Here is a 13,460-nt window from a genome sequence, read left to right as displayed (position 1 = left end):
GGCACGCCCCTTTTCATCCCATATGATTATTTTACCTTTTCAGCTAAACGCTTTTCCAGTTTTTCATTACGATCCTGCATGCTTTTTAACTTTTCATCCAAAAGCTTTTTAATTAAAGCTTCATCCTTGTTCTTTATTGCCGTACGTAAATCTTCTGCAGATTCCTTATGGCTGCTCCGATTCGCCTTTCTTTTTTCTTTAAAAGCACTTACCTTTTCTTTTATTTCTTGGTCTGATAGCCCTTGTGTTTTCCAATCCTTTACTTTAGCCTGCAACCGCTCTTTCCTGTTTAGCTGCTCTTCCTGACCGCTTCTAAGCTGTTTGGTCAATCTTTTGTTTTCTTCAGCAGCTTCCTTGAACTCCTCTTGCTTTTCCGGAGCATACTCTTTCACAATTTCGTCCGCTCTCTTTTTCAGCTGCTGCCTATCCTTTTTACCGGCTGATTCTTCATTTGAAAATTCCTGTTTTGGCATTTCACTGCTTTCTGATGCAAAAGCCATCGCCGGGATGGCCAGCATCATAGCTGTTCCCGCTGCAATCCATTTTTTCATCTGATTCAGCTCCCTTTCCATACTTAAGTTGAATACTTCATATTCCATGCTAGCGGATAAATGACGCAGAATGATGATAGAAGTATGGGAAATCAAACGAATTTTTGAAGTCTGCCGCTTCAAGTGCAGGTTAGCCGTGAGTCATTCATTCACCTTTTTTCAAGCTCTGTATTACGGCGCTGTATCCTTTTCAGCATGTCATTCAGTGACTGTTTTATTTCCCCTTCATCCCGGCGCTCAATGGCATGTTTTAACTCCTGTGCAGCCTTTTTCCGGTCACGGTGATGTCCGCCAATTTCTTGCTTGCTCTTCCTCCATGCCTGCACATTCCTGCGGATCTCTGCGTCTGATAAATTCTGTTCCTTCCAGCTTTTTTTTAACTCCAGCAGCTCCATGCGATCCTTTTTATAATCTTTATGAAGCTTTTGTTTGATCCGGTCCCTTTCTTTCAGTGCCGCTTCCCATTCCCGCACCTTTTCGGGTGTATATGTTCTCACAAGACCCATCAGCTCCTGCTGTTTCTGACTTTTAAAACGTTCGTGCTGCCTGAGGCCTTCTTCTCCTCCCTGTGCAGCTGAAACAAAGCCCGGCAGGCAAAGCGCCAGCACCAATCCGATTAGAAGCCACATGTTTTTCATCGCTTTACACTTCCTCTCTATAATGATCCTGCTCCTATAGGATTTGCTGTTCATGTCTGGAAAATTATGTGGAATTGTGTGATTTGCCGCTTTTTAAGAGCCCGGCACTCGACATGGACTGCAGCCCCCCCTTCTTTTTGTTGATTTTTACAAACAGATTACGCATACTTTAGCTAACAACTCGTTCGGGAGTGAAAAAAATGGCAGAGCGATATGATCATCCTTTTATATATCATTTTGACCGGCTTGAAGATATTGCCGATAAAATCAGCGAAGTTTTATCCTTGCCGATAACGATTGAAGATGTGAATCACCGGCTGCTCGCATACAGTACCCACGATGAGTGTACAGATCCTGCAAGGATTTCAACGATTATCGGTCGGCGGGTGCCTGAACGGGTGATCAATAGCCTATGGAAGGATGGGACCATCCCGAAGCTGATGGCTACTAAGGAGCCGATTCGAGTCAATAAAATTGATGAGGTGGGCCTTGGGAGCCGGGCTGCGATATCCATCTGGAAAAATGATGAAGTGCTTGGGTTTGTATGGGCTCTCGAAATTGAAAAAAAACTCACCTCTGCTGAGCTTGGTCTTTTGAAAGAAGCGGCAGAAGCGATCAGGAATAAGCTGCTGAATCTTCATGCCACTAAAACTAAGAAACAGGAGCGAAGCCAGGAAATGTTCTGGAGGCTGCTCACAGGCAATATTCAGTCTGAAAAAGAAATTCAGCAAGGCTTCGGTCTGCTTCATGTAAAGTATCCCCAAGCCTTTTCTGTGATTCTGTTCACGTTTCCGGAGGAGATTTCCCAGAATGCAGAAAAGCAAATCGATTATTTGCTAAAGACGACCCAGCAGGTTCATGTTCTCCTCTCAACATCCGACTACAATCAGCTCATCGTTCTTGCAGAGCCGAGGGGGGAACAGGCACTGACCGAGCTGAAGGAATTTTGCTTTTCCACAGTGAAACAGCTGGACGAACGGTTTGGTCTTCGTCATGCCGAAGCCAGCATAGGCGGTGTTTACCATGACACGGTGAAAATTGAGAAAAGCTACCGTGAAGCCCTGGCTGTTTCAAAAATCAAGCACCGCTTTCGACAGGAAACCATGTCGCTCACCAGTTTTTCAGAGCTTGGCATTTATCAATATATAGACATTTTATTTGAGAAAAGAAAGCAGGAGGGATTTGAAAATTATTCTCTGAAAAAGCTGAAGGAATATGATTCGGATCATAAAACGAACTTGATCCAAACACTTGAGGCTTATCTCGAAGCCGACAGCAATGTGCATACCGCGGCAAAGCAGCTGAATGTTCATGTCAATACGCTGGGCTACCGGCTGAAACGCATTGGACAAATCGCTGAAATTGATTTGCGCAATCCCAATGAAAAGATGACTATTTATCTGGATTTGAAGCTTGAACGAATGTCTTTGTGAAATCTCACAAAGACATGTAAACCCTTTCTCTTTTTTAGACAAACCAAATTAGTCTGGCAGGTATTATACTAATAGAAGAACTCATACTAACTATTATCTGACATTAAAGGAGGAAGGGTTCATGATCATTGGTGTACCCAGAGAAATTAAAAATAACGAAAACCGCGTTGCGCTTACTCCAGGAGGAGTGGTTCAATTTGCTGCAGCCGGCCATCGTGTTCTAGTAGAGAAGGAAGCTGGAGTGGGAAGCGGCTTTACTGATGACGCGTATCTTGAAGCAGGTGCAGAGCTGGTCGAGCTTGCTGCGGATGTATGGGCACAAGCAGACATGATAATGAAAGTGAAAGAACCGCTTCAGCCTGAGTATGACTATTTCCGCGAAGGGTTAATTCTGTTCACCTATCTCCACTTGGCGGCGGAGCCGGAATTGGCACTGGCACTTAAACAATCCGGAGTCATTTCGATTGCGTACGAAACGGTTTCAGCCGGCCGCACACTTCCGCTGCTTACGCCTATGAGCGAGGTTGCCGGAAGAATGGCCGCACAGATCGGGGCACAATTTCTCGAAAAACCAAAAGGCGGCAAAGGAGTCCTGCTTGCCGGAGTACCTGGTGTAAGCCGCGGGAAAGTAACCATTATCGGCGGCGGCGTCGTTGGTACAAATGCAGCAAAAATGGCCGTTGGCCTTGGTGCGGACGTAACCATCATCGATTTAAGCGCAGACCGTCTGCGCGAGCTTGATGACATCTTCGGCACTCAAATTAAAACGCTGATGTCTAACCCTGTTAACATTGCCCATGCTGTTGCGGAATCCGATCTTCTCATCTGTGCTGTTCTCATTCCGGGAGCAAAAGCCCCTACACTCGTAACAGAGGAAATGGTAAAGAGCATGCAGCCAGGTTCAGTAATCGTTGATGTCGCGATTGACCAGGGCGGTATCGTGGAAACAGTCGATCATATAACAACTCATGACCAGCCAACCTATGAAAAACATGGTGTTGTTCATTATGCTGTTGCCAATATGCCTGGAGCTGTTCCAAGAACCTCCACTTTAGCCCTTACGAACGTAACAGTTCCTTATGCCCTGCAAATTGCAAACAAAGGGGTATTTAAGGCGATCTCTGAAAATGTAGCGCTTAAAGCAGGATTGAATACAGCTAAGGGTGAAATTACCTATGCTGCTGTCGCCAGAGATCTTGGCCATGCATACGTCCCTGTAGAAGTTGCATTGAATAAAGAGCTTGCCATCTAATAGGCCGGCAATTAAAAAGGAAGGATCTCATCACCTTGAGCTCCTTCCTTTTCTTATAGGGGCTAAATGAGATAAACTAGCATGCGGAGGTGGTTCCAATGGCAGAACACCGCTTTTTGCTTCAAGCAGACTGGCCGGGCGGCCGGAACAGTGTAGGTGAGATCAAAGCCGGCAATTTACACACGAAAATCTCCATCCCCCCTGAAATGGACGGCCCGGGTGTGGGGACAAATCCTGATGAGATGCTTTTAGGAGCTGCAGCAACCTGTTATATCATAACTCTGGCAGCGATGCTTGAAAGAAGCGCTATTAAAGTCGATAGCCTCTCAATGGAATCTGAAGGAATCGTAGAGGTTGAAAAAGGTGTCATTACGTATAAAAAGATGATCCATAAACCTATGCTGATTTTAGCAGATGCAGCGGATTATAAACAGCTGGAAATGGCACGCAGGCTCACGGAAAAAGCAGAGCAGTCGTGCATGATCTCCAGGGCTGTGCAAGGCAATGTTGCAATTGAACTGGAGGCGCGCGTTTCAAAGAAATGAACACGCTTTACGCTTTGATTCATGCGTTCCCACAGAATGCAAAAACCCCCGGATAGCTATAGCCATCCGGGGGTTTTTCCTCTCTGCCCGGTGTTAGATAAATCTTTTTTTAGCTTCTTCTATTGGATCCAGAGGCAGCTGGATAGTGACTGTTGTCCCTTTCCCCAGTTCACTTTGAAATTGAATTGTGCCTCTGTGCTCTTCCTTGACAATTTTGTAGCATACCGTTAAACCAAGTCCTGTTCCCTTTTCTTTTGTCGTGAAAAAAGGTTCTCCCAGCTTTTCAATCCGTTCCGGTTCAATTCCGCTGCCTTCATCCTTTAGTATGAACTGGGCGTATCCATCGGCTGCCATCGCGCAATGAATCGTCATTGTCCCCCCGAATTCCATCGCTTCGATTGAGTTTTTCACCAAGTTAAGGAATACTTGCTTTAAGTGATTTTTGTTGCACAGGATGTAAAGTTCCGGATCCGCATGCAGGGAAAACTGAACATATGCGGCTTTTGCCGTTTCCTCCAGTAACAGGAGGACATCCTCTATAATCTCCTTTGCTTTTTCTTTCTTAAAGGATTTTCCCTGAGGCTTGGCAATCAGCAATAGCTCATCAATGACTTCATTGATACGGTCGATTTCCTCTGCCATGACCCGCAAATGATTTTTATGCTTAAGGTTTTCATCCTCGCCTAAAAATTGTACGAAGCCCTTTAACGAAGTAAGAGGATTTCTAATTTCATGGGCTACACCTGCTGCAAGCTCCCCTACTACGCTCATCTTCTCCGTTTTAAGGATGTATTCTTCATCCCGTTTCCGCTGGCTGACATCATTTCCGATACACAACAGCAACTGCTTTCCTTCTAGGGTAACCGGAATCTTCAGCACTTCAACCCACCTGGTTTGCCCATTTAAATCGATAACCTTCTCAAGCTTTTCATATTTTTGTTTTATGCCAAGAAGAACCTTCTTCTCTTCCATCTCTATTTTTACCGCCTGAACACTTCTCGGGTTCAGTTCAAGATCCGTTTTATTCAAAATTTCCGATACATTTAAACTGTAAAGGTCCGCCATTGCATCATTTGCTATAACAAATTGATGATCTGCATTCTTCACATAAATGTAACTCGGGTTTAAATTCATGATTGTATGAAGCAGGTTTTTCTGTTCTTTTAATCCCCTGTTTAAATTTTGAATAAGAGCAATAAAAATGAGCAGGGTAAGCAGCACAGAAGAAAATCCCGACACAAAAAGCGGAAGTACCTTGTATCCGCTGAGCAGCCCAATGCTGATCACGATAAAGATCGTCAGACTTAAATACATACTGAATAAACGCTGTTCCTTCACAACGAAAAACATAGAATAGATGATTAATAAGAAGGCGGTAATAAGCGTTAAAGAGCTGTTAAGAACAAACAGCCACTGATACTCTCCGAATATTGGATAATAATGTACAGGAAATTGCTTTCCCTGACTGTAAGTTTCCAGGCCTTTTATTCCTAAAGGAGTGTTGCTGATTGCATAAACAACTGCACTTAATGAAAAAGAACTTACACATAAAAGCCTCAGCACCCATTTAATAAGCTTCCTTGAAAAAACACTGCTTTTGCTGTAGCGCGTAAGAAGAATATACATGAGATAGCAGACCATCGGGAAATTAAAAATCAGGCCGAAACGGAATAAGGTAAAGGATTGTATTGCCTGATCATGTGTAAATAATTCTACCCCATACAAAATTGATATATCGAATTGCCAAAAGGCCAGAAGCACTAAAAAGCTGGCCGCGATATAAAAAAGAGGAGTGCGGTTGTGAAAAAGAATCAGAACACCTAATACGAAAGGAATGATCGCAATGATTGCCAATAACGTAAAATACATGTTGTTTTACACTCCATTAAATCTTCACGGATTTGAATAACTGACAGTATGCCAGCATAATTATTATACCAGTCTATGTAAGGTTTAGCGCCCCCTAAATGAAAGCTTTTTAAAATTTCAAGTATTATTTTTTTCCAATTCAACATTTACTTCTTTAGTCCCATGAAAAACGCTCTTCCTCCCATGGATTCCCATTCATATGGTAGCCGTTTTTCTCCCAAAATCCAGGGTGATTATGCTCTGTAAATTGGATCCCTCTCAGCCATTTAGCACTTTTCCAAAAATAAAGATGAGGAAATACAGCCCGCAGCGGATAGCCATGCTCGGGTGTTAACGCTTGACCGTCATGAGAATGGGCAAGCAGACTCGTATCCTGTAAAAAATCCTCAATTGCAACGTTAGCCGTCCAGCCTTCTTCAGCATGAAGCATGACAAACCTTGCTCTCTCATTCACTCCCGCTGCCTCTGCGATGATTTTAGTCTTTATGCCGGACCACTCATTATCGAGTCTTGTCCAGCCCGTTACACAGTGTATGTCATTTCCTAAAGTCGTTTGCGGATAGTTCATCAGGTCAGAAAAGCTTAAGAGGAGCGGCTGATCCACCAGCCCATAAACTTGAAGGTTCCAGCGGTTTAAATCAGGGTATTCCGGTACACTGCCTGCATGCAGAACGGGAAATTTCTTCGTCACGTGCTGATTGGGAGGAACCCTCTCTGAATCAGTATGGGCTCTGGGTTTTCCAAAATACAATCTGCTCACCATCCTTTATGTTAACCTTTGTTTAATTTAAGTTGACAATGCGTACTTCATCTATTAGTCTATATACAAAAGTCTACTAGTGTAAAGGGGATTATGGTATGGGCAAAAAATTTAGAACAATTGATATCGTTTTAGCGGGGATGTTTGCTGCATTGATGGCAGTAGGAGCCAACCTGACCTCCTGGCTTCCTTTTCTTCAGGTGGCAAACGTACCATTATCAATGGCTCCATTTTTCTGCGTGCTAGCCGGGCTCTTGCTTGGCAGCCGGCTAGCCGCATTTTCAATGATTGTCTACGCGCTGATCGGTGCTGCAGGGGCCCCTGTATTCGCCGGTTTTTCTTCCGGGTTCGGAGTTATTTTAGGACAAACCGGCGGATTTATTCTCTCCTACATAATCGCTGCTTATGCTGCAGGGAAAATCATTGAATGGAATAAAGACCCTAAACCTCCTGCTTTTATCGCTGCATCTTTCGCAGGAATCCTTATCATTTATCTTTTCGGCACGACTTACATGTATGCCGTATTAAATTATGTGCTTAGCACGAAGCTTTCCTACTTGGCTGCCTGGCAAATCATGGCCTGGTTTGCTGTAAAGGATATTGTTTTCACTGTATTTGCCGGAGCCATTGCACCGCGTATATACAAACAAGTAAAAAAGGGATCCGGAAGCATGACACGCCGGGCTGCCTAGCTTCCTTAGCTATGTGACAGATCCCGGGAACATAATGAGCCTTCAAGAGCCGCCGTTTTATCTCAACTTAAGGGAGAAGCGGCTGCCTTGTCCGGGAGGGGGAAACCATACAAAACAAGGAAACGGGATGTTTAATATCCGCCTCTTGAGAACCTGCTAATCTCCTCCGCCATCCGTTCCATCGGAAGAACTTCTATCAAGGCTAAAGGCATGCAAGTCAATCATTTCTGCAAAAAGGTCCAAAGATCTGCCAGCTGCTCCTTTAGCAAATCTCCATCCTGTTTCCAACAGTGCCAGTTTATCCTTACTCCTCTTGCTTTCAGCCAAAGTGATGAATTCCTCTTCCGTTTTAAGCTGGAACGAGCCTCATCAGCGCTCCTGTGCGGTGATCTTCCTGCACATCTCCAAGAAATGCTTCCCTCATCATTTTGCTGAGAACTTCTGCAGCCATCACATCTTTAGTAACGGTTACTTCATATACGAAAATCCGTTTTTGGATCAAATCGGGACTGTAATCCGCATCTATCCGAATGGGTTCCAGCTGAAAAAAATGATCCGGAATGCAATCAATCAAGATCTTTACATAACAGCCTCATCATCCGGACCCTATCCCCTGTTAATCCTTCATTCTGTTATTATACCCCAGCCCGCCAGATAACTGGAAAAATTAAAAACAAATCATATTGCTTCTGTCTGCATATAATATCCCATGTAATTTTTAAACAAAACGGGTTGAATTACCCTGGAAATTGAGGTAATCTATTAACTATTGCCGCTGGAGGTATAAACAGAGCTCTAAAATGGCATAATGCAAGTATTGGAATAAAAGAGGTGAGATCATGCCTGGATTAGCAATTAAACGCTATTTTCTAAGTGAACTGGACCGCGAACAATTCGAAAACGAAGTACTGCACCATACCCCGTCTGCTGCAGACTATTTGTTCGACTGGGACGATGCTGAACTGATGGACGCATGGAAGAACATACAAGCAAAAGCATTGTAAATAATACTAATGATAGACCGCCGTGCTTCGGCGGTCTTTTTTTTTAGATATGCTTTTTGCTTTTCTATTACACTCTGAAACATTAAGCCGGCCGCTCATTCAATGGAAAAAAGGGCCCTTCTGAGAAAGGCCCTTTTCCAATCATGGCTTTAGCAAGATTTTATATATAGTCTGGCTGCACAGACGATATACCGAAATTAGAGTGTTACAGCTGCTATCCAGCCGAAAAGGATGAGCGGGATGTTGTAAAGCAGGAAGGTCGGGACAACGGTATCCCAAATATGATCATGCTGTCCGTCTGCGTTAAGTCCGGATGTAGGACCAAGCGTACTGTCCGAAACAGGCGAACCTGCGTCGCCCAATGCTCCGGCCGTTCCGATAATCGCAATGGTCGCAAGGGGACTGAATCCCAGGCTGACACAAAGCGGAACAAAAAGCGCGGCAATAATGGGAATGGTTGAAAAGGATGAGCCAATTCCCATTGTTACGAGCAATCCGGTGAGAAGCATTAGAAGCGCGGCTAAGGACTGGTTGGTTCCAATTAACTCAACCGAGCTTTTCACGAGCGTATCAATATGCCCTGTTTCCTGCATGACACTGGCAAAACCTGAAGCCGCAAGCATAACAAATCCGATAAAGGCCATCATCTGCATACCTTGGGTCATGACGCTATCCGCCTCTGTCCATTTCATTGCGCGGGTCACATAAAGAATGGCGATGCCGGCCAATGCTCCAAAAATCATGCCTCCTTCAATTTGCAGGTAAGCCATCCAGAGCTGAACTCCCAATGAGCCCGCAATGGCGGCGGCAGCAAAAATGAGGGTCTGTTTAGAATAGCTTACAGTCTCTGCACCTGCTACTTCTTTATCGTCATACTGTCTGTTTTTTCTATAAATAAAGAAGGCCAGGATAAGCCCTGTCACCATTCCCAGAGAAGGAATCATCATTGCGGCCGGAATATCCGCCAGCGTTATAGAGAGGCCTGCTTTTTCCATATTGCTTCTGACCGTTTCATGGAAAATGGCTCCGAAGCCAGCCTGAACATACATATACGGTGTAATAAGACCGAAAGTAATCACGGATGCCACTAGCCTGCGGTCAATCTTCAGCTGATTGAATATCTTTAGTAAAGGCGGAATTAAAACCGGAATAAAAGCAATATGGACAGGAATCACATTTTGGGATGAAATGGATATAAGCAAAATGATTAGCAAAATCATTACTTTGGAGAGTGTTTTACGGCTTGACTCTCCTTCCTTGCCCACAAGCTTAACAGCACCATTAACCATGGCGTCAGGAAGACCTGTTTTCGTAAGGGCGGCAGCAAATGCCCCAAGAGAAGCATAGCTCAAAGCTACAGATGCATTCCCGCCTAACCCGCCCGAGAATGTTTCACCAATTGTCTTAATATCCAGACCGCTGACAAGTCCTCCAGCCAAAGCTCCGATTATCAGTGAAAAAACTACATTCACCCTAAAAAGACTCAGCACAAGAACAAGACCAACAGCCAGCAAAACTGCATTCATATATAAACCTCCAAAACACTTTAGTTCGATAATATGGTAGAGTGATAAAATAACATGAACTTAAATTATCACAGAAAGATCCTGGCTGTCAATTGTTTATTTTAGCATATTAGCAAACTAAAGCATTTCCCAAAATGAACTTCCTTCTGTTAAGAATCTGGGAGAGCAGCGCTCAGGCACGAACATTTTCGTCAATCTGCGACAGCCTTGAGGGCACTGTGCACAGGACGAGGCAGATCTCCAATTCCTGGCTGATTGCCGGGTCGCACGCGTATTCAAATGCTTAGCTGCTCTAAGGATCAGCTGGATGCAGCAGGACTAAAAAGAGGAGCTGCATCCAGCTCCTCTTTTAGCTATGGCACGTTTCCAGTTAGATCCCGCTCCCTTTCAGCCGGAAAAAAGACCTATTAATAAAAGTAGGGATAATAAGGATATCCAAATCCATAATACGGACTGATTAGAGCAGATGCTGCCAAGCCGCCTGCCAGACCAAGCGGAAATCCAAACCCAAACGGAGCAAGGCCGAAACCAAATGGCCCTCCGAATCCAAAACCAAACTGTCTTCCTAAGCCGAAGCCGTATGGTCGTCTAACGTCCTGAATATTAATTCCATGGTACATTTCATACCCTCCGATGCTGTCTCTGAAAACTCATACCTTTCTGCAGTTTATGCAGGACAACAATCCAGAGCTTTGGGCGAAAGCCCCGATTATTCAAAATTCTCTACGAAAACGGCAAGCGTTCTTGCCATAACGCCTGTCCCCCCTGTCGGTCCGAGCACGCTTTCCCTGGCGGTCGTTGCCGTCCCTGCAATGTCGAGATGGACCCACGGGGTTTCTTCAGCAAATTCTTTTAAAAAGGCAGCTGCCATGATTGCATGGCCTTCTCTTCCAGGGGAATTGCTCAGATCAGCCATCTTGCTGCTTTTCACTTTTTTTGTGTCTTTCTCCGTAATCGGCAGCTGCCAAATTGGTTCATTGCACTCTGCAGACGCCGCTTCTACCTGCCGGTACAGACCAGCATCATTTGTCGTTGCTCCGGTCATGTCATTTCCTAATGCTACAACAACTCCACCTGTAAGAGTAGCAATGTCAATCAAATGGGTTGCTCCATGATGCTTCGCATACGTCATTGCGTCAGCAAGCACCAGCCTTCCTTCCGCATCCGTGTTCAAGACCTCAATGGTTTTCCCGCTCATGGAAATAATGACATCATCCGGTCTGAAAGCCTCTGCTGAGATGACATTATCTGTAGAAGGAATAACTGCTACTACATTCTTTTCAGGCTTCGTTTCTCCAATGATCTCCATCGCCCCTAACACAGCAGCCGCTCCGCCCATATCTGTCTTCATGCCGACAATTCCAGATTTGGTCTTAATGGAGTAGCCCCCGGTATCAAACGTAATTCCCTTTCCTACCAAGCCAATTGTTTCGGATCCGCTTTCGTCCCCTCTATATGTAAGAACAATCATTTTTGGAGGCTCGGACGACCCCTTATTCACCGCAAGCATAGCTCCCATGCCCAGTTTTTGCATATCTTCTTTTTCCAGAATTTCAAGACCGAAACCATAGCGTTCCGAGAGTTTCCCGGCATGCTCAGCCAGTTCGGAAGCCGTCAATACATTAGAAGGCATATTGACAAGCGTCCTGGCCGTGTTCGTTCCGCGCCCATGGGCTGTTCCGACAAAAAGAGCTGCCTTAATTTCAGCGGGGTCCTCTTTTGAAAGAAAAGTCAGTTCCTCCACCGCTTTTTCAGGTTCATTCGACTTGTGCTTATAATCCTTAATTTTATACGAGGCCAGCTCCAGTGCTTCAGCAAAAGCATGGGCTGCTTCAATTTTGCTGAAATCGTCCGATGTGAAAGAGTCAAGGTCGATCACGGCTATCGTTTTCTTATCGGAAAGCAGCCGTTTCACCAAAGTGGCAAACACCTCTTTTGCTCTTTCGAATCCCCACTCTTTTTCTTTGCCGAGCCCTGCAATGTAAACCCTTTTCAAAGAGGTTCTCCCAAGAGGAAACAGCTTCGTAACCTTTCCCGAATCTGCACTTATATCCCCGTCCTTCAGAAGCGCAGTTACGTGTCCCTCAAGGCGGTCATCCAATTCTGCCATTGTACCTTGCAAAGGCTGGGTTTTTCTGAACAGCCCAACGATCAGAGTTTCTTCTTTTCCAGTCAGTGATTCTGTTATATGAAACATATACATTTCCTCCTTCTCCGGTTTCTTATTGGTCTATTCAAGGTAAAGGGTAAACAAAGGGATTTCCGGAAGACTCTTCGTCATTTCATACGGTATCTTCTCCGGAGCCTGTGGTATAATGAGTAAACAATTTTCCATGAACTGATGCACAAGGTCGAGGTTTATGCCCCAATATTCCGGCCGGTAAGGCTGTATGTACTGTTTTCCAGCAAGCATCATGGATCTCGCTCCTTTTAAATTGCCGTAGCTGTAATGATAAAGAGCCACTGACATTTGCAGCAGGCCTTTGAGAAACAAATTAGACTTATCTGTCAGCCATATTTCCTCCAGGAGATCATGGCAAGTGTAGAAATCCCCTTCATTAAAATGAATAAAAAACAGATAATATTCATCCGGATATCCCTCCATCGAGCGTTCCCCCTTCGCTTGATATCTATATTCTACCATCCGGAAGGCAGGAACACACAACTAAACACCGATACATACGGAAGGCAGGAGAAGCCATTATGGATATATTTTTTAATTTCCCTTTGATAGCCGCCCTGACAGGGATCCTATTTGCGCAGGTGGTAAAGGTTCCGATTCATTACATCGCTATTCGAAAATGGGATTGGACACTTGTCACCAGCACAGGAGGAATGCCGAGCTCCCATTCTGCAGCAGTGACTGCACTGACTACTGCTGTAGCTATTGAAGAAGGACTCGGGTCCACCCTTTTTGCGGTTTCATGTATCTTTGCGGTCATTACGATGTTTGATGCTACAGGGGTACGCCGCCACGCAGGCGAACAAGCTACCGTGTTAAACAAGCTGGTTATCGATTTTAACCGATTCATGAAGGAAGCTAAAGACTGGCAGCAGACACAGGAACAGGAAAAACAGAAAAAATTAAAAGAATTGCTTGGGCATCAGCCCATCGAGGTTTTCTTTGGCGGAATTACAGGAATCGTTTTAACCTTGCTCATGCACTACCTGTTTTTCCAAATATAAGTAC

General features: G+C 44.7%; 15 protein-coding genes. 6 read left to right on the top strand and 9 right to left on the bottom strand.

All coding sequences use genetic code 11. The features are described 5' to 3' along the window. Positions 1-26 precede the first annotated feature (26 nt). Both ACQCVE_RS09820 and ACQCVE_RS09815 read right to left on the bottom strand, forming a co-directional pair. A complete protein-coding gene (locus tag ACQCVE_RS09820; RefSeq protein WP_426862624.1) occupies positions 27-551 on the bottom strand; it encodes a hypothetical protein in 525 nt (174 codons plus the stop codon). A gap of 149 nt (positions 552-700) precedes the next feature. Further along, the gene (locus tag ACQCVE_RS09815) at positions 701-1,189 is read right to left on the bottom strand and encodes a hypothetical protein (RefSeq protein WP_426862623.1); all 489 of its coding nucleotides are present in this window, start codon (positions 1,187-1,189) and stop codon (positions 701-703) included. 200 nt (positions 1,190-1,389) lie between these two features. Here ACQCVE_RS09815 and ACQCVE_RS09810 point away from each other — a divergent pair, with 200 nt between their 5' ends. From ACQCVE_RS09810 to ACQCVE_RS09800, 3 genes are all read left to right on the top strand, one after another. Beyond that, on the top strand, positions 1,390-2,622 hold the full coding sequence (locus tag ACQCVE_RS09810; RefSeq protein WP_426842634.1) for a PucR family transcriptional regulator: 1,233 nt from the start codon (positions 1,390-1,392) through the stop codon (positions 2,620-2,622). A gap of 121 nt (positions 2,623-2,743) precedes the next feature. Continuing rightward, complete coding sequence (ald, locus tag ACQCVE_RS09805; protein ID WP_426862621.1) at positions 2,744-3,874, top strand: alanine dehydrogenase; 1,131 nt, start codon at positions 2,744-2,746, stop codon at positions 3,872-3,874. Between the two features lie 98 nt (positions 3,875-3,972). Beyond that, positions 3,973-4,419 (top strand): OsmC family protein, encoded by a 447-nt coding sequence (locus ACQCVE_RS09800; RefSeq protein ID WP_426842636.1) that lies wholly within the window; start codon positions 3,973-3,975, stop codon positions 4,417-4,419. Positions 4,420-4,512: 93 nt separating this feature from the next. Here the strand turns inward: ACQCVE_RS09800 and ACQCVE_RS09795 are convergent, their stop codons facing one another. After that, the gene (locus ACQCVE_RS09795) at positions 4,513-6,288 is read right to left on the bottom strand and encodes an ATP-binding protein (protein WP_426842637.1); all 1,776 of its coding nucleotides are present in this window, start codon (positions 6,286-6,288) and stop codon (positions 4,513-4,515) included. 154 nt (positions 6,289-6,442) lie between these two features. Beyond that, on the bottom strand, positions 6,443-7,039 hold the full coding sequence (locus tag ACQCVE_RS09790) for a sulfite oxidase-like oxidoreductase (protein WP_426862619.1): 597 nt from the start codon (positions 7,037-7,039) through the stop codon (positions 6,443-6,445). 107 nt (positions 7,040-7,146) lie between these two features. On the opposite strand from ACQCVE_RS09790, the gene ACQCVE_RS09785 reads away from it, so the two are divergent. Then, a complete protein-coding gene (locus tag ACQCVE_RS09785) occupies positions 7,147-7,740 on the top strand; it encodes a biotin transporter BioY (protein WP_426842639.1) in 594 nt (197 codons plus the stop codon). A gap of 349 nt (positions 7,741-8,089) precedes the next feature. Here the strand turns inward: ACQCVE_RS09785 and ACQCVE_RS09780 are convergent, their stop codons facing one another. Continuing rightward, positions 8,090-8,314, bottom strand: a complete 225-nt coding sequence (locus ACQCVE_RS09780) for a hypothetical protein (RefSeq protein WP_426842640.1) — start codon at positions 8,312-8,314, stop codon at positions 8,090-8,092. A gap of 265 nt (positions 8,315-8,579) precedes the next feature. Here ACQCVE_RS09780 and ACQCVE_RS09775 point away from each other — a divergent pair, with 265 nt between their 5' ends. Then, positions 8,580-8,744, top strand: coding sequence for a hypothetical protein (locus ACQCVE_RS09775; protein ID WP_426842641.1), 165 nt, complete (start codon positions 8,580-8,582; stop codon positions 8,742-8,744). A gap of 197 nt (positions 8,745-8,941) precedes the next feature. Here ACQCVE_RS09775 and ACQCVE_RS09770 read toward each other — a convergent pair whose 3' ends face one another. From ACQCVE_RS09770 to ACQCVE_RS09755, 4 genes are all read right to left on the bottom strand, one after another. Further along, the gene (locus ACQCVE_RS09770; RefSeq protein WP_426862618.1) at positions 8,942-10,270 is read right to left on the bottom strand and encodes a Na+/H+ antiporter family protein; all 1,329 of its coding nucleotides are present in this window, start codon (positions 10,268-10,270) and stop codon (positions 8,942-8,944) included. Positions 10,271-10,677: 407 nt separating this feature from the next. Continuing rightward, complete coding sequence (locus tag ACQCVE_RS09765) at positions 10,678-10,890, bottom strand: spore coat protein (protein ID WP_426862617.1); 213 nt, start codon at positions 10,888-10,890, stop codon at positions 10,678-10,680. An 89-nt stretch (positions 10,891-10,979) separates the two neighbouring features. Next, positions 10,980-12,467 (bottom strand): leucyl aminopeptidase, encoded by a 1,488-nt coding sequence (locus ACQCVE_RS09760; RefSeq protein ID WP_426862615.1) that lies wholly within the window; start codon positions 12,465-12,467, stop codon positions 10,980-10,982. Positions 12,468-12,500: 33 nt separating this feature from the next. Then, positions 12,501-12,875: a DUF309 domain-containing protein gene (locus ACQCVE_RS09755; protein WP_426842644.1), complete on the bottom strand. Its 375-nt coding sequence runs from the start codon at positions 12,873-12,875 to the stop codon at positions 12,501-12,503. Between the two features lie 98 nt (positions 12,876-12,973). Between ACQCVE_RS09755 and ACQCVE_RS09750 the strand changes: the two genes are divergently transcribed. Then, on the top strand, positions 12,974-13,456 hold the full coding sequence (locus tag ACQCVE_RS09750; protein ID WP_426842645.1) for a divergent PAP2 family protein: 483 nt from the start codon (positions 12,974-12,976) through the stop codon (positions 13,454-13,456). The last annotated feature ends 4 nt before the right edge of the window (positions 13,457-13,460 follow it).

This window comes from Metabacillus sp. 113a (assembly GCF_050107635.1).
In the GTDB taxonomy this organism is placed as follows: domain Bacteria; phylum Bacillota; class Bacilli; order Bacillales; family Bacillaceae; genus Metabacillus_B.
Note: the sequence above shows the minus strand (reverse complement) of the source record. Positions and strands in the feature narration are given on the sequence as shown.

What these genes read in the sequence shown, in the direction of transcription:
- ACQCVE_RS09820 (WP_426862624.1), bottom strand. Translation starts at nt 551, where the DNA reads ATGAAAAAATGGATTGCAGCGGGAACAGCTATGATGCTGGCCATCCCG.
- ACQCVE_RS09770 (WP_426862618.1), bottom strand. Translation starts at nt 10,270, where the DNA reads ATGAATGCAGTTTTGCTGGCTGTTGGTCTTGTTCTTGTGCTGAGTCTT.
- ACQCVE_RS09760 (WP_426862615.1), bottom strand. Translation starts at nt 12,467, where the DNA reads ATGTTTCATATAACAGAATCACTGACTGGAAAAGAAGAAACTCTGATC.
- ACQCVE_RS09755 (WP_426842644.1), bottom strand. Translation starts at nt 12,875, where the DNA reads ATGGAGGGATATCCGGATGAATATTATCTGTTTTTTATTCATTTTAAT.
- ACQCVE_RS09800 (WP_426842636.1), top strand. Translation starts at nt 3,973, where the DNA reads ATGGCAGAACACCGCTTTTTGCTTCAAGCAGACTGGCCGGGCGGCCGG.
- ACQCVE_RS09785 (WP_426842639.1), top strand. Translation starts at nt 7,147, where the DNA reads ATGGGCAAAAAATTTAGAACAATTGATATCGTTTTAGCGGGGATGTTT.
- ACQCVE_RS09815 (WP_426862623.1), bottom strand. Translation starts at nt 1,189, where the DNA reads ATGAAAAACATGTGGCTTCTAATCGGATTGGTGCTGGCGCTTTGCCTG.
- ACQCVE_RS09765 (WP_426862617.1), bottom strand. Translation starts at nt 10,890, where the DNA reads ATGTACCATGGAATTAATATTCAGGACGTTAGACGACCATACGGCTTC.
- ald (WP_426862621.1), top strand. Translation starts at nt 2,744, where the DNA reads ATGATCATTGGTGTACCCAGAGAAATTAAAAATAACGAAAACCGCGTT.
- ACQCVE_RS09795 (WP_426842637.1), bottom strand. Translation starts at nt 6,288, where the DNA reads ATGTATTTTACGTTATTGGCAATCATTGCGATCATTCCTTTCGTATTA.
- ACQCVE_RS09750 (WP_426842645.1), top strand. Translation starts at nt 12,974, where the DNA reads ATGGATATATTTTTTAATTTCCCTTTGATAGCCGCCCTGACAGGGATC.
- ACQCVE_RS09810 (WP_426842634.1), top strand. Translation starts at nt 1,390, where the DNA reads ATGGCAGAGCGATATGATCATCCTTTTATATATCATTTTGACCGGCTT.
- ACQCVE_RS09775 (WP_426842641.1), top strand. Translation starts at nt 8,580, where the DNA reads ATGCCTGGATTAGCAATTAAACGCTATTTTCTAAGTGAACTGGACCGC.